Source organism: Pseudoxanthomonas mexicana (assembly GCF_014397415.1).
Taxonomy (GTDB): Bacteria; Pseudomonadota; Gammaproteobacteria; order Xanthomonadales; family Xanthomonadaceae; genus Pseudoxanthomonas_A; species Pseudoxanthomonas_A mexicana.
Window position 1 is genome coordinate 1,991,391 of the sequence record NZ_CP060731.1, and the last position, 19,021, is coordinate 2,010,411.

General features: G+C 69.7%; 18 protein-coding genes. 11 read left to right on the plus strand and 7 right to left on the minus strand.

Going from position 1 to position 19,021, the window contains the following annotated elements; genetic code table 11:
* Positions 1–103: 103 nt before the first annotated feature.
* Complete coding sequence (locus IAE60_RS09160) at positions 104–1,084, minus strand: alpha/beta fold hydrolase (protein WP_425504469.1); 981 nt, start codon at positions 1,082–1,084, stop codon at positions 104–106.
* 190 nt (positions 1,085–1,274) lie between these two features.
* On the opposite strand from IAE60_RS09160, the gene IAE60_RS09165 reads away from it, so the two are divergent.
* A complete protein-coding gene (locus IAE60_RS09165; protein ID WP_187572018.1) occupies positions 1,275–1,664 on the plus strand; it encodes an MAPEG family protein in 390 nt (129 codons plus the stop codon).
* A 116-nt stretch (positions 1,665–1,780) separates the two neighbouring features.
* Positions 1,781–2,923 carry a COG3904 family protein gene (locus IAE60_RS09170; protein WP_162110924.1) on the plus strand — a complete coding sequence of 381 codons (1,143 nt, stop codon included), beginning with the start codon at positions 1,781–1,783 and terminating at the stop codon, positions 2,921–2,923.
* A 112-nt stretch (positions 2,924–3,035) separates the two neighbouring features.
* On the opposite strand, the gene IAE60_RS09175 is transcribed toward IAE60_RS09170, so the two are convergent.
* Genes IAE60_RS09175 through IAE60_RS09185 form a run of 3 tightly spaced genes read right to left on the minus strand, consistent with a single transcriptional unit; the run spans position 3,036 to position 4,485 of the window.
* Positions 3,036–3,260: an RNA-binding S4 domain-containing protein gene (locus IAE60_RS09175; RefSeq protein ID WP_187572019.1), complete on the minus strand. Its 225-nt coding sequence runs from the start codon at positions 3,258–3,260 to the stop codon at positions 3,036–3,038.
* 20 nt (positions 3,261–3,280) lie between these two features.
* On the minus strand, positions 3,281–3,979 hold the full coding sequence (locus IAE60_RS09180; protein ID WP_244966539.1) for a serine/threonine protein kinase: 699 nt from the start codon (positions 3,977–3,979) through the stop codon (positions 3,281–3,283).
* Between the two features lie 2 nt (positions 3,980–3,981).
* Complete coding sequence (locus tag IAE60_RS09185; RefSeq protein WP_187572020.1) at positions 3,982–4,485, minus strand: RNA polymerase sigma factor; 504 nt, start codon at positions 4,483–4,485, stop codon at positions 3,982–3,984.
* Positions 4,486–4,675: 190 nt separating this feature from the next.
* Here IAE60_RS09185 and IAE60_RS09190 point away from each other — a divergent pair, with 190 nt between their 5' ends.
* From IAE60_RS09190 to IAE60_RS09215, 6 genes are all read left to right on the plus strand, one after another.
* Positions 4,676–6,586, plus strand: coding sequence for a DEAD/DEAH box helicase (locus IAE60_RS09190; protein ID WP_187572021.1), 1,911 nt, complete (start codon positions 4,676–4,678; stop codon positions 6,584–6,586).
* Between the two features lie 104 nt (positions 6,587–6,690).
* Entirely contained in the window at positions 6,691–8,343 is a 1,653-nt protein-coding gene (locus IAE60_RS09195) for a sensor domain-containing diguanylate cyclase (protein WP_244966540.1), read from the plus strand.
* Positions 8,344–8,462: 119 nt separating this feature from the next.
* Positions 8,463–10,877, plus strand: a complete 2,415-nt coding sequence (locus tag IAE60_RS09200) for a putative bifunctional diguanylate cyclase/phosphodiesterase (RefSeq protein ID WP_187572022.1) — start codon at positions 8,463–8,465, stop codon at positions 10,875–10,877.
* Between the two features lie 40 nt (positions 10,878–10,917).
* Positions 10,918–11,637, plus strand: a complete 720-nt coding sequence (locus tag IAE60_RS09205) for a pseudouridine synthase (protein WP_187572023.1) — start codon at positions 10,918–10,920, stop codon at positions 11,635–11,637.
* A gap of 90 nt (positions 11,638–11,727) precedes the next feature.
* The gene (locus IAE60_RS09210) at positions 11,728–12,798 is read left to right on the plus strand and encodes a GGDEF domain-containing protein (RefSeq protein ID WP_187572024.1); all 1,071 of its coding nucleotides are present in this window, start codon (positions 11,728–11,730) and stop codon (positions 12,796–12,798) included.
* A 93-nt stretch (positions 12,799–12,891) separates the two neighbouring features.
* Entirely contained in the window at positions 12,892–13,314 is a 423-nt protein-coding gene (locus tag IAE60_RS09215) for a universal stress protein (RefSeq protein ID WP_187572025.1), read from the plus strand.
* A 12-nt stretch (positions 13,315–13,326) separates the two neighbouring features.
* Here the strand turns inward: IAE60_RS09215 and IAE60_RS09220 are convergent, their stop codons facing one another.
* Both IAE60_RS09220 and IAE60_RS09225 read right to left on the minus strand, forming a co-directional pair.
* Positions 13,327–14,391, minus strand: a complete 1,065-nt coding sequence (locus IAE60_RS09220) for a DUF1176 domain-containing protein (protein WP_187572026.1) — start codon at positions 14,389–14,391, stop codon at positions 13,327–13,329.
* The gene (locus tag IAE60_RS09225; protein WP_187572027.1) at positions 14,388–15,335 is read right to left on the minus strand and encodes a DMT family transporter; all 948 of its coding nucleotides are present in this window, start codon (positions 15,333–15,335) and stop codon (positions 14,388–14,390) included. Before IAE60_RS09225 ends, IAE60_RS09220 begins: the two co-directional genes overlap by 4 nt.
* Positions 15,336–15,436: 101 nt before the next feature.
* Here IAE60_RS09225 and IAE60_RS09230 point away from each other — a divergent pair, with 101 nt between their 5' ends.
* The gene (locus IAE60_RS09230; protein ID WP_187572028.1) at positions 15,437–16,081 is read left to right on the plus strand and encodes a Pr6Pr family membrane protein; all 645 of its coding nucleotides are present in this window, start codon (positions 15,437–15,439) and stop codon (positions 16,079–16,081) included.
* Between the two features lie 204 nt (positions 16,082–16,285).
* On the plus strand, positions 16,286–17,587 hold the full coding sequence (locus IAE60_RS09235) for an MFS transporter (protein ID WP_187572029.1): 1,302 nt from the start codon (positions 16,286–16,288) through the stop codon (positions 17,585–17,587).
* Here the strand turns inward: IAE60_RS09235 and IAE60_RS09240 are convergent.
* Positions 17,581–18,411 carry a DUF72 domain-containing protein gene (locus IAE60_RS09240; RefSeq protein ID WP_187572030.1) on the minus strand — a complete coding sequence of 277 codons (831 nt, stop codon included), beginning with the start codon at positions 18,409–18,411 and terminating at the stop codon, positions 17,581–17,583. The genes IAE60_RS09235 and IAE60_RS09240 overlap by 7 nt on opposite strands.
* A gap of 72 nt (positions 18,412–18,483) precedes the next feature.
* On the opposite strand from IAE60_RS09240, the gene rraA reads away from it, so the two are divergent.
* Positions 18,484–18,966: a ribonuclease E activity regulator RraA gene (gene rraA, locus IAE60_RS09245; protein ID WP_187572031.1), complete on the plus strand. Its 483-nt coding sequence runs from the start codon at positions 18,484–18,486 to the stop codon at positions 18,964–18,966.
* Positions 18,967–19,021 lie beyond the last annotated feature (55 nt).

A 19,021-nucleotide genomic window follows, 5' to 3' on the forward strand; every position in this document is an offset into this window, starting at 1 on the left:
GTGATACCCAAATCGCCGCCGCCCCGCAAGCGCGGGCGGCGCAATCGGTGAACAGGGCGGGCAGAACCGGCGCGCCGTCACGCGCGCCGGCGGCGATCGGGCATCAGCTCTTGACGAACGCCAGCATGTCGGCGTTGAGCTTGTCCTTGTGGGTGTCGGTGATGCCGTGCGGGGCGCCCGGATAGACCACCAGCTGGCTGTTCTTCACCAGCGTGGCCGACGCGCGCGCCGCGGCGTCGATCGGCACGACCTGGTCGTCGTCGCCGTGGATGATGATCGTGGGCACGTCGAACTTCTTCAGGTCCTCGGTGAAATCGGTCTCCGAGAACGCCTTGATGCTGTCGTAGGTGTTCTTGTGGCCGCCCATCATGCCCTGCAGCCACCACGCATCGATCACGCCCTGCGACGGCTTCGCGCCCGGACGGTTGTAGCCGAAGAACGGGCCGCTGGGGATCTCCTTGAACAGCTGCGCGCGATTGGCCAGCAGGCCGGCGCGGATGCCGTCGAACACGTCGATCGGCAGGCCGCCGGGGTTGGCGTCGGTCTTCAGCATCAGCGGCGGCACCGCCGAGACCAGGCCGGCCTTCTTCACCCGCTTGGTGCCATGGCGGCCGATGTAGCGCGCCACTTCGCCGCCGCCGGTGGAGAAGCCGAACATCGCGATGTCCTTCAGGTCCAGGTGTTCGATCAGCTGCGCCAGGTCATCGGCATAGTGGTCCATGTCGTTGCCGTCCCACGGCTGGCTGGAGCGCCCGTGGCCGCGACGGTCGTGCGCGATCACGCGGCAGCCGTTCGCGGCCAGGTGGTACATCTGCGACTCCCAGCTGTCGGCATTCAGGGGCCAGCCGTGGCTGAGGGTGACGACCGGGCCGTCCTTCGGGCCCCAGTCCTTGAAGTAGATCTGTACGTCGTCTTTGGTGGTGAACAGGCCCATGGTGGTTCTCTCTACGGTGGAGGAGGGGGGAGGAAGCGACGATGCGGTGGGAGCGGGCGGTTCGGTACGCCCGCAGGCGGACAGGGGCAGGAAGGCGGCGCCGGCCAGGGCGGTGCCTGCCAGCATCAGCTGCCGTCGTTGCAGGTCGATGTCGCGGGGGAAATCCGGCATGACGAGGATCCGGGAGGGTGGGACGGCGCCCACCTTCCCATCCCCACCCGCGCGTCGATTGCACCGGCGTGCGCAGATGCGGCGGCACAGCCATGGCGCGTGAGCGCGAGCGGGGAAACGCAGGCGCGCAGGTGCGCTAGAGTCCGCGGACCCTCACTGGAGCGCTGTCATGCCGATCGAACTGAATATGCTGGCCTGGTCCGCGGCCCTGGGGCTGGTGCACGTACTGCTCGGCGCGGCGCTGATCACGCACCAGCGAGGGCTGCGCTGGAACGTGGGCGCGCGCGATGCGGTGCTGCCCCCGGTCACCGGCGTGGCCGCGCGTGTGGATCGCGCACTACGCAACTTCTTGGAGACCTTTCCATTCTTCGCCGCGGCCGTGCTCGCGGTCGTCGTGCTGGAACGGGGCGACGCCAGCACCGCGCTGGGCGCGCAGTGCTATTTCTGGGCGCGCCTGGTGTATGTGCCGCTGTACGCGGCCGGGGTGCCTTACCTGCGCACGGTGGTGTGGGGCGTCTCGCTGTGGGGCCTGCTGCAGCTGCTGTGGGCCCTGCTGTGACTGCGCAGGGCTGCAGGTTCATCGCAGGGCAGGCCTGGGGCGCCGGATTGACACTAGACTAGGGGCGAACCCCTTCAGGCCCGCGCCCGTGCGCGCGGGCGTCGTGCGACCGAACGATGCTGTCCCGCCTTTCCCCCCTGACAAGCCTGGTGCTGCTGGCCTCCCTGGCGTTGGCCGGCTGCCGCATGGACGCTCCCGACATGGCGCCCGACGCGCTGGCGCAGGCGCCGGTGGAGCCGCCGAAGGACACTCCCGCGCAGCAGGCCGAGCGCGGTGACGGTGCGGTCTCCAGCGGACCCGTTCCCACCGGTACCCGCGGGCAGGACAGGGCGCTGCCGACCGATTGGCCGAGCGCGCGGGTCACCTCCGGTACCGCACAGGTCAGCTGCCAGGCCGACTACACCACCGAGGAGGGCGATGGTGTACCGCTGGAATCGCTGGCCTTCTTCAGTGTGGTGGATGCGCTGTCGCCGTGCCAGAAGGGCGGTGTGCTGCGCCTGCGCTACCAGGGCAAGATCGCGGCCGATTTCACCGACCTGGTCACGCGCGTGGCCGACATCGCCGACCGCATGGGCATCCACAAGCGCATCCTGGACCTGGATTCGGCCGGCGGCCAGGTCGAGGACGCCATCCGTGCCGGCGATGCCATCGGTGCCAGTGGCTGGACCATCTGGGTGCGCGAAGGCTCGATCTGCCACAGCGCGTGCGTGTTCGTGCTGGGGGCCGGCGACAACCGGATGATCTCCGGCAAGGTGGGCGTGCACCGCATCATCCGCATGAGCTCCACCGCCACCACCCGCAGCGAACTGAACGAAGAACTGCGCGGCGTCTACGACCGGGTGAAGGACTACCTGTCGCGCAACGGCGTGGCCGTGGCGGTGGCCGACCTGATGATGACGGTGCCCAACCGCCGGCTTCGCCTGCTCGACAAGGACGAACTGCAGGAATACGGCCTGGATGGCACCAACGCAGCGCAGGACGATCTGGACCGCCTGCAGTTGATGCGCCGTTGCGGCGAGGACTTCGTGCTGCGCCGCGACGCCTTCATGCGCAGTTTCGACAGCCAGTGCAAGACCGCGGGCGCCGGACTGGACGAGATGCAGGCCTGCGGCCTGGCGCTGCGCGAGCAGTTCCGCTTCCCCGACGCGAACTGCCCGGCCGACAGCCCGCTGTCGGAGTTCGACCGCATGGCCGATGTGGAAGCGGCACCGGAGGACGCCGCCGACGCCCCTCGGTCAGAGGCGGGCACCGCACCCTGAGCCGCACGCCGCGCCATGGCGGCGCACTGAGGCTTTGTCGTTCACGCGTCAACCAAAAGGCTCAACGCCGAGGTTTGTTGCGAGTAGAGCGATGTGGAGCCGGGCAGGGGGGCTAGCCCTCGACGCCCAGCACCCGGATCTCGGTATCGCCCACGCGAACGATCTGACCGGCCCGGATCTTCGCCGTCTTGCGCAGCTCCACCGCGCCGTCCACCGTCACGTCGCCGCTGGCGACGATGGCTTTGCCCTGGCCGCCGCTGTCGGCGAGGCCGACCAGCTTCAACAGTTGGTTGAGTTCCACGTGGTCGCGGTCGAGATCGAAGTCGATGATCTGCATGCGGGCAGTGTACCTCCCGCTCACTCCGCCTCGAAGCGCGCAACCTCGTCGATCTGCGCCTGGGCACGTCGCAGGCTGGCGCCGGTCACGCTGTCGTCCATGAACTTGGCCAGGCGCGGGCGCGCCGGCCGGCGCGACCAGCGGTGCAGCCATGCGGTGCCCAGCAGGCCCGCCGCACCGACCCCCAGCCCGATCCAGACCGTGCCCGGCGCACGTGCGTACAGGTCGGTGCCGCCCAGGCCTGACAGCACCATCAGCAGCGGCACCCACAGGAACCACCACGGCAGCCCGGCCAGCATGCCGTTGACGATGTAGGTGCGGCGCAGGGTCGCCAGGCGCTTCTGGATCTCGACGATGGGCTGGGCGTAGTCGATTTCGCCGATGCGGTGCAACGTCTGGCCCGCCATCGCGATCGTGGCGATGCCGTAGAGCTGCACTACGATGCCCGCGACGATCGTCGTCCACGGCAGTCCATCGGCCGATTGCCCGCCCTGGATCCAGAGCAGCGCGGCCAGCCCGATGAAGGGAATGCCGAAAATCGTCTGAACCACCTGGCCCCAGAACAGCGGGCGTAGGCTGGACAGTGCCTTCTGCTTGCGCTGCTGCAGCAGTACATCGGTCTGCAGCGCATCGTGCCGCTCCAGCCGGCGCGACAGGGTCTGCCAGGCGAGTTTCAGGTCATCGGGTTCCATCGAGGCGATTCCGTGGGCGTGGGTCATGGTCAGAGTTCCTGGCGCAGCCGCTGCTTCAGCCGGCTGATCTTGGTGGCGACGTTGGTCTCGCTCAGGCCGAGCACGTCGGCCATCTCGCGGTAACTGCGGTCTTCCAGATAGAGCAGCAGCAGCGCGCGGTCGAGCGGGGGTTGTGCGTGGATGAAGCGGTGCAGCTGGTCCACCTGATGGCGCGCTTCGTGCTCGTGGGCGTGCGGATCGGCCACCTCGCCGTGGTGGTCACCGAAGGGCTCCGGCTGCACGCCCCGGGTCCGGCCGCGCACGTAGGAAATCGCCACGTTCAGCGCGATCCGGTACATCCAGGTGGCAGCCGGGCGCTGCGGGTCGTAGCCGGGCCAGGCGCGCCACAGCTGGGTGGCGATCTCCTGCATCAGGTCGTCGCGGTCGTCCGGGTGCCAGGCATACGTGCCGGCCACCTTGGCGACAATGCCGCGATGGGCCTGCAGCAGGGCCTGGAAGCCCTCACGCGCGTCCGTGTCCGTGGGAGAAGTCATGGCGAGCGTCGTTTCCATTCCGGCACCGGGTCGATTGTGCGGTCAGAACGTGATTCGCCACCGTGGCGGAAAAATCACGGCGCTCCCGGCAGAATCCGGGCCGTCGTGTGCTGCAGCGCGACAGGAGCCCCCCGAAGGCGCACAATATGCGGCTCGGCGTGCGGCTCCGCGACGCCCCGGAGTCTCTCGCATGTCCACCGAATCCCCTTCTCCCGCCCCCCTGTTGTTCGCCGATCTCGGCCTGTCCGCGCCGGTCATGGCCGCCGTCACCGCGGTGGGCTACGAAAGCCCGTCGCCGATCCAGGCGGCCACCATTCCCGCCATGCTGGCCGGCCGCGACGTGCTGGGCACGGCGCAGACCGGTACCGGCAAGACCGCCGCGTTCGCGCTGCCGGTGCTGTCGAACATCGATCTGAATGCCGAGCGCCCGCAGGCGCTGGTGCTGGCGCCCACGCGCGAGCTGGCCATCCAGGTGGCCGAGGCGTTCCAGAAGTACGCGACGAAGATCCCGGGGTTCCACGTGCTGCCGATCTACGGCGGCCAGAGCTATTACCCGCAGCTGCAGGCGCTGAAGCGCGGCGTGCATGTCGTCGTCGGCACGCCCGGCCGCGTGATCGACCATCTGGAGCGCGGCTCGCTGGACCTGTCCGGCCTGACCACGCTGGTGCTGGACGAGGCCGATGAAATGCTGCGCATGGGCTTCATCGACGATGTCGAGACCGTGCTCAAGAAGACCCCGGAAACGCGCCAGGTGGCGCTGTTCTCGGCGACCATGCCGCCGGCGATCCGGCGCATCGCCCAGACCTACCTGAAGCAGCCGGTGGAAGTCACCATCGCGGCCAAGACCACCACCTCGGCCAACATCCGCCAGCGCTACTGGTGGGTGAGCGGCATGCACAAGCTGGATGCACTGACCCGCATCCTGGAAGTGGAACCGTTCGATGGCATGATCGTCTTCGCCCGCACCAAGGCGGCGACCGAAGAACTGGCCGACAAGCTGCAGGCGCGGGGACTGGCGGCCGCCGCGATCAACGGCGACATGCAGCAGGCGGCGCGCGAGAAGACCATCCAGCAGCTCAAGGACGGCAAGCTGGACATCCTGGTGGCCACCGACGTGGCCGCGCGCGGCCTGGACGTTGAGCGGATCAGCCACGTGCTGAACTACGACATCCCGTACGACACCGAGAGCTACGTGCACCGCATCGGCCGCACCGGCCGTGCCGGCCGCACGGGCGACGCCATCCTGTTCGTCACCCCGCGCGAGAAGGGCATGCTGCGCGCGATCGAGCGCGCCACGCGCCAGCCGATCGAAGAGATGCAGCTGCCCAGCGTGGAAGCGGTGAACGACCGTCGCGTGGAGAAGTTCCTGGCCCGCATCACCGACACGCTGGCCTCCGGCAGGGCGGGCGAGTTCCGCGCGCTGATCGAGCGCTACGAGCGCGAGCAGAACGTGCCGGCGGTGGACATCGCCGCCGCGCTGGCGCAGCTGGTGCAGGGCGATACGCCGCTGCTTCTCTCGCAGGAGCGCACGCCGCGTGAGGCGCGCCCGGCGCGCAGCGAGACCTACGGCAACGCGCCCCGTCGTGAGCGCGAGGAGCGGCCACGCCGTGACGACGGCCATGGCGAGCGTCCGGCACGCAGTGTCGACAAGCCCGAGCGTTCGAAGATCGAACGCCCCGACACCGACCGTCCGCGCGCCGACAAGCCGCCGCGCAGCGACAAGCCCGAGGTGGGCATGGAGACCTACCGCATCGAGGTGGGCCACATGCACGGAGTGAAGCCCGCCAACATCGTCGGCGCCATCGCCAACGAGGCGGGGCTGGAAAGCCGCTACATCGGCCGCATCGACATCCAGCACGACCACACCACGCTGGACCTGCCCGAGGGCATGCCGCGCGAGGTGCTGATGCACCTGAAGAAGGTCTGGGTGTCCGGCCAGCAGCTGCGTATCCACAAGCCGGGCGAGGGGGGCGGTGAGGCGCCGCCTCGCCGCTTCGGCGGCCCTGGCGCCGGCAAGGGCAAGCCGCGGGGCGACAAGCCGTTCGGCGCCGGCAAGCCCGGCCTCAGGCCGCATCGCAAGGGCCCTCCGCGCGAGGGATGACGGCCGGCCGGCGCGGGGGCGCCGGCATGTGGCACGGAGTTTGCATTTCGTAGACGCAAGCCAGCGCACCGGGTGTCGGGAAGCGGCGACGTACCGGAGTGTTCGTGAGGGGATGGGGCAGGCAACGGGGCACGATCGCGGGGTGGCTGGTGCTGCTCTGTGCATTGCCGTGCCTGGCCCTGGCCACGCCGCAGGTCGGCCGCGACTACCTGGTCACCGGCGCCCCCACGTCCGAACAGGCCCCGCAGCGTCACTGTACGCCCGCCATGCGGGCGCAACTGACCGAGCGGGTGGAGATCCCGGCGCCGCCCGGCGGCTGGTCGGGTGCGCCGCAGGCGGTCAACGTATTCAACGTCTTCGCCGGTGAAGTCCGGGTGCATCATGGCGACCGCGAAGTCTGCGGGCGCATGCACGATGCCCGCACGCGCGACTCCCGCTTCCGTGCCGGCATCGGCATGGTGGCGGTACCTCCGGCGGGCAGCCGCGAGCCGATCCAGGTCGCCTGGGCCACGCCGCTGAAGGCGGGCTGGATCCCGACCGTTCGCATCGGTGCGCCCAGCCCGATCCAGCAGTTCGATACCGCGCGGCTGCTGGTGCGCACGGCCTGCGTGGCCATCGCCATCGCGCTGGCCTTCATGGCGCTGATGGGCTTTCTGAGCACGCGCGACCGCGTTTTCCTGGGCTACACACTGCTATGCACGCTCACCGTGCTGGGCCAGGCCGTACTCAGCGGCCTGAGCGGTTATCCGGAACCCTGGCTGCCGATCGGCGACCAGGAATCGCGCTGGCTGGTGGTGCTCTCGTGCCTGGGCCTGCCCGTGCTGCTGTATGTGATGTGGCTGCTCACCGGTGCCGCACGTGCGTGGCGGGCAGCGGGCCGCTGGCTGGCCCGCGCGACGGTGGCGTTCTGCGCGACGGCACTGCTGGCGGTGTGGTTGCCGCGGGGCGCGCTGTCGCGGCTGGCCACGGGCATGGATGCAGGTTTCGCGGCGGGCTGCGTGGCGATCCTGGTCCTGAGCCTGGCCGGCCTGCGCCGCCGCCGGGGGGACGCCCTGGCCGCGATCGCCGCCGTGCTGCCATTCCTGGCGATGACGCTCATGGACATGGCCGACAACGGAGTCCTGATCGAATACCGGGTGGAAGCGATCCAGCTTGCGATCACCTGGTTCCTGACCGTCAGCGCCTACGTGCTGAACCTGCGCCTGGGCCAGCTGCGGCGCCAGCGCGACGAGATGCGCGCGCTGGCCGATACGGATGAACTGACCGGCCTGCCCAACCGTCGCGCCGGCCTGAAGCGGCTGGAACAGCACATGGACGCGGCCCGCGCCGACGGCGGGCTGCTGGCGGTCGGCTTCCTCGACATCGACCTCTTCAAGCGCATCAACGATGTCCACGGTCATGCCGTCGGCGACCGCGTGCTGGTGGCCGTGGCGGCCACGCTGACCTCGGCGGTGCGGGATCCCGCCGATGTCATCCGCATGGGCGGCGAGGAGTTCCTGGTGCTGTTGCCCGGGATCGGCGGTGCGACGGCGCGGGCGCGCCTTGACGCGATGCGGACCGGGGTGGGCGCCGCGGGGGCCGCCCTCGGCATCGAAGGGCTGGCGGTCACCGCCAGCATCGGCCTGGCCAGCCTGACGCCCGACGACGCCGACGCGGCGTCCCTGCTGCGGCGTGCCGACGAAGCCATGTACCGGGCCAAGCGCGCCGGTCGTGACCGGGTAGTGGAAGCCGGGTCCACGCCCGACGGCGAAGGCTGAGAGCCTGCGGCTTCTCCGGCAAGGTCGGCCGGGGCCTCAAGTGCGCCGAAGGCAGGCCGATCAACCGGAGTGGAACCCTGCGCCGATGTCTTCTCCGCCGGGACCGAAAGGAGCCAGGTGTGACACATACGGACGTCTCCACGACCGAAGCCGCCCCGTCACCGGACGACCGCAACCTGCGGCGGCTGCCGGCCCGCGTGGCGGTGCTCATCGCCCTGTCGGCGCTGGGCGCGCTGCTGATCGCGGCGATCCTGGAGACGCAGGCCGGCGCGACGGCCTACATCATCGGCGAGGGCCACTGGTCCAAGGCGCAACAGCGCGCCGTGCACAGCCTCTACCGCTATGCCGGCCATGGCGACCCGGCGGACCTGGCCGACGCGCGGGAGGCGCTGCGTGTGCCGCTGGGCGACCGCGCCGCTCGCCAGGCCCTGGAGCGCGACCCGGTCGACCTCGCGGCGGCGCGTGCGGGGTTCCTGCAGGGCGGCAATGCGCCGCAGGACATCGAACGCCTGGTCTGGATGTACCGCCTGCTGCACGATGCGCCGTACTTCCGCGAATCGGTCCGCCTATGGCGGGAGGCGGAGGCCGAGATCGACCAGCTGGTCGTGCTGGCCGATACGCTGGAAGCCCATCGGGCGCGGCGCGTGCCCGATGAGGCCAGCGTGCTCGCCTACAAGCGGCAGCTCACCGCCATCGATGCGCGCCTGCGACCGAAGGAGCTGGCCTTCTCGCGCTCGCTGGCCGAGGGCGCGCACTTCCTGCGACGCATGCTGCTGGCGCTCAGTGCGGCCGCCTTCGTCCTGCTGTGCGCTTACGCCCTGCATGTGATGCGCAGCACCCTGCGCCGCGTGCGCGACACGGAAAGCGAGTTTCGTCTGGCCTTCCACCAGTCGATGGTCGGCATGCTCAAAGTAGATCGCCATGGACGGTTCACCCAGGCCAACGAGGCGCTGGGCCGGATCCTGGGCATGTCGCTGACGGAGCTGCGCATGCAGCGTCTGGCCGATGTGCTCCACGCCGATGACCTGCCCGTGGACGAGCGCGGCGCCATCGACTGGGTGCGGTTGCAGGAGCCGGGCGAGCGCCGCCTGCTGCGCCGCGATGGCACGCTGCGCTGGGTGCGCTGGAGCGCTTCGTGGGTCGGCGTGCGCGGTGGGCGCGGCGAGCAGCTGTTCGCGCTGGCCGAGGACGTGTCCGAAGCGCACGAACTGGCCTGCGAGATCGCCCACCAGGCCAGCCATGACGAACTCACCGGCCTGATCAACCGGCGCGAGATCGCGCGCAGGCTGGACCGCGCGCTGGAAACCGCGCACGGCGGCGGGCAGCGGCACGCGCTGTGCTTCATCGACCTGGACCAGTTCAAGCTGGTGAACGACACCTGCGGGCACGAGGCCGGCGATCGCTTCCTGTGCCATTTCGCCACCCGCCTGGCGTCGCAGCTGCGCCGCGGAGACTGGCTGGGCCGGTTGGGGGGCGACGAGTTCGCCGTGCTGCTGCACGACACCACGCTGGACGAAGCGGAAGCCGCGATGGCGCGCGTGCACGCGGCATTGGCCGGGCAGGCATTCCGATGGAACGGACGCGCGTTCGGCCTGAATTGCTGCGTCGGCGTTGTCGAGATCAACGACGAGGCGATCGATGCCGACTGGCTGCTGCGGGCGGCCGATGCGGCGTGCTACGTGGCCAAGGAGGAGGGACGCAACCGCATCCGCTGCTACCGCGACGCGGACCCCAGCCTGTCGCGTCGCCGCCACGAACTGGAATGGGTGGCGCACACGCAGCTGGCCATCGCCGAGGACCGGCTGGTGCTGTACGCACAGCGGATCGTGCCGCTCGAGGGTCCGCCGCGCCTGCAGTACGAGGTGCTTGTTCGTCTGCGCGACCGCGAGGGCAGGCTGCATGCGCCGGGCGTGTTCCTGCCGGCCATGGAGCGTTACGGCCAGGTCATGGCGGTCGACCGGTTCGTCCTGATGGCCGTGTGCCGGCATTTCGCGCGCAATCCGGGCCGGCTGGCCGGCGTGGAGCTCTGCCACGTCAATGTCTCCGCCCAGTCCGTCGCGGATCCGGCCTTCCTGGAGCATGCCGGCGCATTGCTGGACCGCCATCCCGGCGTGGCGGCGCGGCTGTGCTTCGAGATCACCGAAACCGCGGTGATCGCCAACCTCGACGACGCCTGCCGCTTTATCGAGGCGATGCGTGTCCGCGGGTGCCGGATCGCGCTGGACGATTTCGGCAGCGGCCTGTCGTCGTTCGCCTACCTGAAGCGGTTGCCCGTGGACATCCTCAAGATCGACGGCGCGTTCGTACGCGACCTGGGGCGCGGCGGATCGGACCTGGCGCTGGTGCGTTCGATGAGCCAGATGGGTCAGGCGCTGGGCAAGGTCACCATCGCCGAGTGGGTGGAGAGCGAGGCGGTGATGGCCCAGCTGCGCGAGGTGGGTATCGGCTGCGTGCAGGGCTACGCGGTGCACGTGCCATGCCCGCTGGACGAGCTGGTCGACGCGTGGGACACCGCCTGCGCCGAACCGGCCTGATGCCGGCCACGGCGCCGCGCCGATGCCCGATAATGGCGGCATGACCACCCGCCTGAACAAGTTCATCGCCGAAACCGGCTTCTGCTCCCGCCGCGAGGCCGACCGCCTGCTGGCCGAGCGGCGCGTCACCGTCAACGGCATGACCGCCGGCACCGGCGCGGTGGTGGGCGAGGGCGACGAGGTCCTGGTCGATGGCCAACCGCTGAAGGTGCGCACGGCAAAGGCGGGCAAGCGCCGGCATGTCTACATCGCCCTGAACAAGCCCGTCGGCATCACCTGCACCACCGAGTCGTCGGTGAAGGACAACATCGTGGACTTCATCGGCCACGAGCAGCGCATCTTCCCGATCGGGCGGTTGGACAAGGATTCGGAAGGCCTGATCTTGCTGACCAGCAACGGCGACATCGTCAACCAGATCCTGCGCGCCGAGAACCGCCACGAGAAGGAGTACCTGGTGGCGGTGAACAAGCCGGTCACCGACGAGTTCCTGCGCGGCATGGCGCGCGGCATGCGCGTGCACGGGCAGATGACGCTGCCGTGCCGGACCAGCCGCATCGCCAAGTTCGGCTTCCGCATCACCCTGACCCAGGGCCTGAACCGACAGATCCGCCTGATGGCCGCGGCGTTCGACTACCGCGTCACCCAGTTGCGGCGCGTGCGCATCGACAACGTGAAGCTGGGCGACCTGAAGGTGGGCCGCTGGCGCAACCTCACCGACCAGGAACTGCGCGGCCTGCTGCCGCAGCAGGAAAGCTGGTGATGCGATAGCGTGACCGCGGTCGCGGCACGGCCCGCGTCGGCGGGGCGGCATCGCGGCATACTGCGCCGGTCTTCCCGATCCCGTGACGGCATGAGCCCTCCGCCGAAGCCCGACAACGAGGAAGCGCGCCTGGACGCGCTGTACAGCTTCGACATCCTGGACAGCGCGCCGGAGCAGGGCTTCGACGATCTGGTCCGCATCGCGGCCGGTATCTGCGGCGTTCCGATGGCGGCGGTCACCCTGATCGACCGCGACCGCCAGTGGTTCAAGGCGCAGGTGGGGATCGAACATCCGGATCCCTCGCGTGAATCGTCGTTCTGCGCCCATGCCATCCTCGCGCCGGAGCGTACGATGGTGGTGCCGGATGCCACCCGCGACACGCGTTTCGCCGACAACCCGCTGGTCACTGCGGAGAACGGCATCCGCTTCTACGCCGGGGCGCCGCTGCTGACCCGCGAGGGTTTCGCGCTGGGCGCCCTGTGCGTGGTGGACGACCAGCCGCGCGACCTGGCGCCGTTCCAGTGCGAGGCGCTGGAGGCCCTGTCGCGCCAGGTCACGCACCTGCTGGAGCTGCGCCGCGTCAGCCGCGACCTGAGTCACCAACTGCGCGAGCGCGCCTGGTACGAGCAGCAGATGCGACTCTACCAGGCACAGCTGGAGCAGCAGAACGCCGAACTGTCCGAGCAGACCCGCACCGATCCGCTGACCGGCCTGCCCAACCGCCGCGCGTTCGCCGCCGCGCTGGAGGGAGCGATCACGAGAACCACGGGGACCGGGGACCCGCTGGCGGTCGCGGTGGTGGACGTGGACCACTTCAAGACGATCAACGACCTCCACGGGCACGACGAAGGCGACCGCGTACTGGTCGCGCTGGCCGACATGCTGAAGTCGCAGGCGGCCGGGCGCGGCATGGCGGCGCGCCACGGCGGCGAGGAGTTCGTCGTCCTGCTGCCCGGTGCCACGCTGGAGGAGGCGCGCCTGCAGTGCGAGTTCATGCGCCAGAGCGTGGGCCTGCTGCCGATCGGCCTGCCGGTCTCGGTCAGCATCGGCGTGGCGACGCACCGGCGCGGAGATGCCGCCGAGGACCTGTTCCGTCGCGCCGACCAGGCCTTGTACGAAGCCAAGCGCGGCGGACGCGACCGCGTGGTCGCCGCGGACTGAGTTGATCGCGATCAATGCGCGCTGCGACGCGTTGACGCATGCTGTTCACATGGGCGGCGCATCGGGCGATCGCCATGCACGGGAAGCACGACGATGAAGATCCTGTTGGCAGTGGATGGAAGCGCGATCGGCCTGGCCGCGGTTCGCCATCTGGTGGAGCTCAGCAAGTCGCTGGCGGAAACGCCTGCGGTGACCCTGCTCTACGTCGACCCGCCGCTGCTGCGTTCGGTGGCGCTCGAACTGGGCAGCGACGGTGTGGAGCGCTACCACGCCGAGAACGGCGCCTACGCCATGAAGAAGGCACGCACGGCGCTGAAGCGCGCGCAGATCCCGTTCGCCGAGAAGGTCGTGGTGGGCGAGCCGGCCGAGAGCATCGTCAAGCAGGCCAAGTCGGGCAAGGCGGACCTGATCGTGATGGGTACGCACGGCCGGGGCGCGCTGAAGCAGCTGCTGGTCGGCTCGGTGGCGCTGAAGGTCATCGCGACCAGTCCGGTGCCGGTGGTCGTCGCGCGCTGATCCGCGCGCGGCTCAATCCCCGCGGGTACGCCAGAGGGTGGGCCAGTCGCCGGGATTCCCGCCGCGGCACCACCCCAGGCGGTGGTAGCGCTGCAGGCGGAAGTCGCGGCCGTCGAACGCCCAGGTGGCGCTTTCGCCGCAGTCGGCAAGGCCACGCCCCTTGGCGAAGTGCGACAGCTGGCCTTGCCCGAACCCGACATTGGTGAACGCGTCGATCACCCGTGGCGCACCCTCGTCCTGCACGGGTACCGTCAATCGCAGGCGGCGTGGCGCACCGGCGCCGTCGCGGCGCACGCGGAACAGCAGGCTGGACGACTGGTAGGCCCCGCGCCAGCACTCGAGCGCGACCAGTGCCTCATCGTCGTCCAGTGCGTGCGCTTCGTCGTATGCAGTGTCGGGTACTACGAAGCAGTCCTCGCGCCGTACGTCGTCCGCCGCCTGCAGGCGCACCCGCGCCACCAGGCGGGACGCCTCGGCGTCGTCCAGCGGAGGCGCCACCACCGCGCGGGTCGGCAACGGCGCCGCCGGCGCCGCCGGCACCTTCGCGGCAGGCAGCGATCCGCGTCTGAGCAGGGCCGTCGTGGTGCCCAGTCGCCCCTGGGTTTCGTCGATCAGCAGCAGGGCGGCCGACAGGCCGGCGAGGGAGGCGGAGGGAGCGCCCTCGCCGATGGCTGCCCGCAGGTCGGTGCCGTTGCGGACCGCGTCGAGGAAGGTACGCACCTGCGCGCCGTCTTGCCCGATACGTTGAACGCCTTCATCGCCTGTCGCCGACTGCAGCAGGGACGAAGCAGCGAACCGGGCGCCGTCCAGGCGCAGGTCGCGCGCGGCCACGGGAGCCTCCGATTCCAGCGACAGCTCAGGTTCGCCCGAAGGACCCGCATCGACCACCAGCCGCAGGATGAGCTGCGGATACGCCTCCTGCATGCCGATCGCTTCGCAGCGCGCGGTGTTGTCGCAGGCCACCACCCAGTCCTTGATCTCGCGGTACACGGGCGTGGCCGCCGAGGCGGCGGGCGCCATCGTCAGCGCGACGAGGGCCGCGGCGAACGGCAGGGTGCAGGAATCCGGGATCTTCATTCGACGATGTTCTTGGCTTCCGACGTGCCCAGCACTTCCGGATGCTCGATGCGTTTCGGACGCTGCGTCAGCGGGTGCAGGAACACCGCTGCCAGGATGATGCCCACGCCCAGGTAGAACAGCGGGGTCAGTTCGCGCTGTTCGCCCAGCAGCACGATGGCCAGCACGATGGCGTAGACCGGTTCCAGGTTGGTCACCAGCTGAACGCCGTAGGCGCTCAGGTGTTTCAGCGCCACCAGCGACAGGGCGAACGGCAGCAGCGTGCAGGCCAGCGACAGCACGACCAGCAGCACGCCGTCCTTCAGTCCAGGCAGTACGAACAGGTCGCCGGCGAAGGCCGGGAACAGCACCGGCATCAGCGGCGCGAGCGCGGTCAGCAGCAGCGTGCCCGCACCCAGTTCCAGGCCGGTGATCGTCAGCGGTTCGCCGTGGTCGATCAGGCGCTTGTTGAGCGGGCCGAACAGCGCCACCAGCAACGCCGACAGCGCGCCGACCAGCACGCCCAGCCGCATGCCGTCGGGAATGCCGCCCACCACAAGCGCCACGCCGGGCAACACCGCGATGCCGAACAGCAACTCCCGCCACGAGAACGGTCGTCGCGTCAGCCAGGGCTCGATCACCGAGGTGAAGGCTGGTGCCAGCGCGATGCAGGTCACGGCCACCGAGGCGTTGGACAGCTTGATGGCGCCATAGAACGTCAGCCAGTGCAGGGCGACGATCAGGCCGATGCCGCAGTAGGCCAGCACCAGTTTCGCCGGCATCGCGCGCAGGCCGCGCCATACGCGCGGCAGCAGCGCAAGCGCCGCGACCACGATCAGCATGCGCCACCACACCAGCGGCAGCGCGGACAGGCTGATCAGCTTGCCCAGGATGGGAGTGAAGCCCCACAGCAGCACGCACAGGTGGATCTGCAGCTGGGCCTTGGCGGTGGGGGTCATCGGCATGCGCGCATTGTCGCCGAAGCGCTGCGTGGCTGGCGACCGGACCACTCCCGACCGGCGCCCGGCCGTGGCAAGCTGGCAGGACCGTGGACCGAGGATGTCCGATGCCGCCCGCACCGCTTGCCGTCCCATCCCGCGTCTGCGCCACCCTCGTGGGCCTGCTGTCGCTGGCCGCGCTGGTCCTGCAGTACGTGCTGATCCTGCAGCTGACCCGCGACAACGTCGGCGTGGTGCTGGGCACCGTGCGGTTCCTCACCTACTTCACCATCCTCAGCAACATCGCGGTCATGCTGGCCGCCTGCGCGGCAGCGGCGGGGCAGCCGGGATTCTTCGCGCAGGCCCGCGTGCGCGGCGCAGTCGCGCTCTACATCGGCGTCACCGGCAGCATCTATTTCTTCATCCTGCGCCATCTGTGGCAGCCGCAGGGCGCGCAGTGGTGGGCCGACACCGGCCTGCACTACGCGGTGCCGCTGGCGTACTGGGCATGGTGGCTGGCCTGCGTGCCGCATGGCGCGTTGCGCTGGCGCGACGTGGCGGGATGGCTGCTGTTCCCGCTGGGCTATGTCGTCTGGGTGTTCCTGCGAGGCGCGTGGGTGGGCGAGTACCCGTATCCGTTCATCGACGTGGCCCAGCTCGGCTGGGCACGGGTCGGCGTCAACGCCCTGGGTGTGATGGCCGTGTTCGTGGTGCTGGGATTGGTCGTGGTGGGCCTGGATCATCTACTCGGTCGACGCAGGCGTCCCCTGTAGGAGCGACGTCAGTCGCGACCGCGAACCTACCGGTCAGGAAAGACTGCGCCGCTCACGGCGTCTAGGATCGCCAGCTGCTCTGGCAGGCCTGGTGTACGGTCGCGACTGACGTCGCTCCTACAGGAGACCAGGGGCCGCTGGACGCGTCCCGTGCGGCATGCCATGTTCGCGCGCCACGCCCGTAGCGCCATTCAGGACTTCCGCATGACCTCCCCCGACGCATCGCAGCCGATCCCGCGGCCCTTCGATCGCCGCGATGCGAAGACGCTCGGCCTGTCGGCACTGGGTGGCGCGCTGGAGTTCTACGACTTCGTGGTGTTCGTGTTTTTCGCGAAGACGCTGGGCGCGTTGTTCTTCCCGCCCGGCACGGCACCCTGGCTGGCGCAGCTGCAGGTGTACGGCATCTTCGCCGCCGGCTACGTGGCGCGTCCGCTGGGCGGCATCGTGATGGCGCATTTCGGCGACCGCCTGGGTCGCAAGCGCATGTTCACGCTCAGTGTTTTCATGATGTCGGTGCCGACGTTGCTGATCGGCCTGCTGCCCACGCATGCGCAGGTCGGTGCATTGGCGCCGTTGCTGTTGCTGGCGATGCGGATCGTGCAGGGCATCGCGGTCGGTGGCGAAGTGCCGGGTGCCTGGGTGTTCGTCGCCGAGCACGTGCCGCGCAGCCGCGTGGGCATTGCCTGCGCCACGCTGACGGCCGGCCTGACCGCCGGCATCCTGATTGGCTCGCTGCTGGCCGCGTGGATCAATACGCGCTACAGCGCCGCGGAGGTGCAGGCGTGGGTATGGCGCGTGCCGTTCCTGATCGGCGGCGTGTTCGGCTTTGTCGCGGTATGGCTGCGGCGCTGGCTGGAAGAAACGCCGGTCTTCGTCGAGATGCGCGAACGCCGGCAGCTCGCCCGGCAGGTGCCGGTCAAGCAGGTGCTCGCGGCGCATCGACCGGCCGTGGTGCTGTCGATCCTCGCCTCGTGGCAGCTGACGGCGGCGATCGTCGTGATCGTGCTGCTGACGCCGACCCTGGTGCAGACCAGCTTCGGCATCGCGCCCGCGGTCGCGTTCCACGGCAACAGCCTGGCGACGCTGGCGCTGGTGTTCGGCTGCCTGGCGGCCGGCTGGGCGGTGGACAGGATCGGCGTGGGACGCGCGCTGCTGTCGGGTTCGCTGGGGTTGGGTGTGGCCGCCTACGCGCTGTACGGCGCGCTGTTGGCGGGACACGAAGCGCAGTTCGTGGCCTGGTACACGCTGGCCGGCCTCTGCTGCGGGGTGGTCGGCGTGACGCCGGCGCTGATGGTCGCGGCGTTCCCACCGGAAGTGCGATTTTCCGGCCTGTCGTTTTCCTACAACGTGGCGTACGCGGTGTTCGGCGCCCTGACCCCGCCGCTGCTCGCCTGGCTGGCGGAGGCGTGGGGCCCGCTGGCGCCCGCGCACTATGTGGCCTTCACCTGCGTGATCGGTGCCGGCGTGGCCGCCTGGATCATCGCGAAGCGGCCATTGCGCTACTGAGGGTTCGCGAGTGCGCGGATCAGTGCCATCGCCGCTGCAGGATTGCGTTCCTTGGCGCTGCTGATGAAGTACAGAAACACGTCGCGCCGGGGCAGCACGGGCGCAGGCTCGCCCACGTGCGGCAGTTCGGCGATGTCTTCACCGCGCGACCAGGCGCGTGCGCGCTCGGCCCATTGCGTCAACTCCTTCGGCGGGTAACCGGTCTCGATCGGCTGCGAGCGCATCAGGCGTGCGTAGACGAAATCTGCGGTGAGGTCGGCGAAGGACGGGTAGTCGGTGGAATCGGTGAAGACCGTGGCGACCTGGTGGCGACGTGCGAGTTCGATGAAGTCCGCGTCCACGGCGGCGGGGTCGCGGACCTCCAGCGCATGCCGCAGCGGGCGGCCATCCACGTCGCGCGGGAGCAACGCCAGGAAGGCATCGAGTTCGTCCGCATCGACGCGTCGTCCCGCTTCGAACTGCCAGACCAGCGGCCCCAGCTTCGGGCCCAGTTCGGCGATGCCGCCGACGAAATCCTCCACCTGCACCCGCGTCGAGGCCAGCGAGCGCGACTGCATGATCCGCTTGGGCGCCTTGGCCGAGAACACGAAGCCGTCCGGCGTCTGGTCGCGCCAGCTGGCGTAGGTCGCCGGCTTCTGCGCACTGTAGTAGGTGCCGTTGATCTCGATGGCGGTCAGCTGGCGGCTGGCGTATTCCAGCTCGCGCCGTTGCACCAGGCCATCGGGATAGAAGTTCTTACGCCACGGCGCGAACGTCCAGCCGCCGATGCCGACGCGGATGCCGTCGGTGGCGAGGGGAGGCGGGGAAGCGAAGAGGTCGTCCATGCGCGAAGCATAGCCCGGTGCCCGTCGCGTCCGCGTTACCATGCGGTCAACCGCCGCCCTCGGAGATGCCGCATGTCCTGGACCACGCCCGACCTCTGCGACCAGTACCCCGACGTGCAGGTCGCCGAGCCGGTGTTCCGCGGCTACGGCGGACGCATCGCGTTCGCCGGACCGGCGGTGACGGTCAAGTGTTTCGAGGACAACTCACGCGTGCGCGAACTGGCGGCGACGCCGGGCGAGGGCCGGGTGATGGTGGTCGATGGTGGCGGTTCGCTGCGGCGCGCGTTGCTGGGCGACCATATCGCGGCGAATGCGGTGAAACACGGGTGGTCCGGCTTCCTGATCTTCGGTTGCGTGCGCGACGTTGACGCGCTCGCCGCCTTGCCGCTCGGCGTGCGGGCGCTGGCATCGCATCCGATGAAGACCGACAAGCGCGGCCTGGGCGACGTGGACGTGCCGGTGGCGTTCGCCGGCCTGTCGATCGCGCCGGGCGACTGGGTCTATGCCGATGCGAATGGGGTGCTGGTTGCCGGCGCTCGGTTGCATGAAGCATGAAAAAGGGCAGGCGATGTGCCTGCCCTTCTTCGTTGAGGGATGCCGGGAAGTCGCT

Coding starts and splice junctions, on each gene's coding strand:
- IAE60_RS09185 (WP_187572020.1), bottom strand. CDS start 4,485: ATGACTTCTCCCACGGACACGGACGCGCGTGAGGGCTTCCAGGCCCTG.
- IAE60_RS09220 (WP_187572026.1), bottom strand. CDS start 14,391: ATGAAGATCCCGGATTCCTGCACCCTGCCGTTCGCCGCGGCCCTCGTC.
- IAE60_RS09165 (WP_187572018.1), top strand. CDS start 1,275: ATGCCGATCGAACTGAATATGCTGGCCTGGTCCGCGGCCCTGGGGCTG.
- IAE60_RS09190 (WP_187572021.1), top strand. CDS start 4,676: ATGTCCACCGAATCCCCTTCTCCCGCCCCCCTGTTGTTCGCCGATCTC.
- IAE60_RS09215 (WP_187572025.1), top strand. CDS start 12,892: ATGAAGATCCTGTTGGCAGTGGATGGAAGCGCGATCGGCCTGGCCGCG.
- rraA (WP_187572031.1), top strand. CDS start 18,484: ATGTCCTGGACCACGCCCGACCTCTGCGACCAGTACCCCGACGTGCAG.
- IAE60_RS09230 (WP_187572028.1), top strand. CDS start 15,437: ATGCCGCCCGCACCGCTTGCCGTCCCATCCCGCGTCTGCGCCACCCTC.
- IAE60_RS09205 (WP_187572023.1), top strand. CDS start 10,918: ATGACCACCCGCCTGAACAAGTTCATCGCCGAAACCGGCTTCTGCTCC.
- IAE60_RS09210 (WP_187572024.1), top strand. CDS start 11,728: ATGAGCCCTCCGCCGAAGCCCGACAACGAGGAAGCGCGCCTGGACGCG.
- IAE60_RS09240 (WP_187572030.1), bottom strand. CDS start 18,411: ATGGACGACCTCTTCGCTTCCCCGCCTCCCCTCGCCACCGACGGCATC.
- IAE60_RS09175 (WP_187572019.1), bottom strand. CDS start 3,260: ATGCAGATCATCGACTTCGATCTCGACCGCGACCACGTGGAACTCAAC.
- IAE60_RS09235 (WP_187572029.1), top strand. CDS start 16,286: ATGACCTCCCCCGACGCATCGCAGCCGATCCCGCGGCCCTTCGATCGC.
- IAE60_RS09180 (WP_244966539.1), bottom strand. CDS start 3,979: ATGACCCACGCCCACGGAATCGCCTCGATGGAACCCGATGACCTGAAA.
- IAE60_RS09170 (WP_162110924.1), top strand. CDS start 1,781: ATGCTGTCCCGCCTTTCCCCCCTGACAAGCCTGGTGCTGCTGGCCTCC.
- IAE60_RS09225 (WP_187572027.1), bottom strand. CDS start 15,335: ATGCCGATGACCCCCACCGCCAAGGCCCAGCTGCAGATCCACCTGTGC.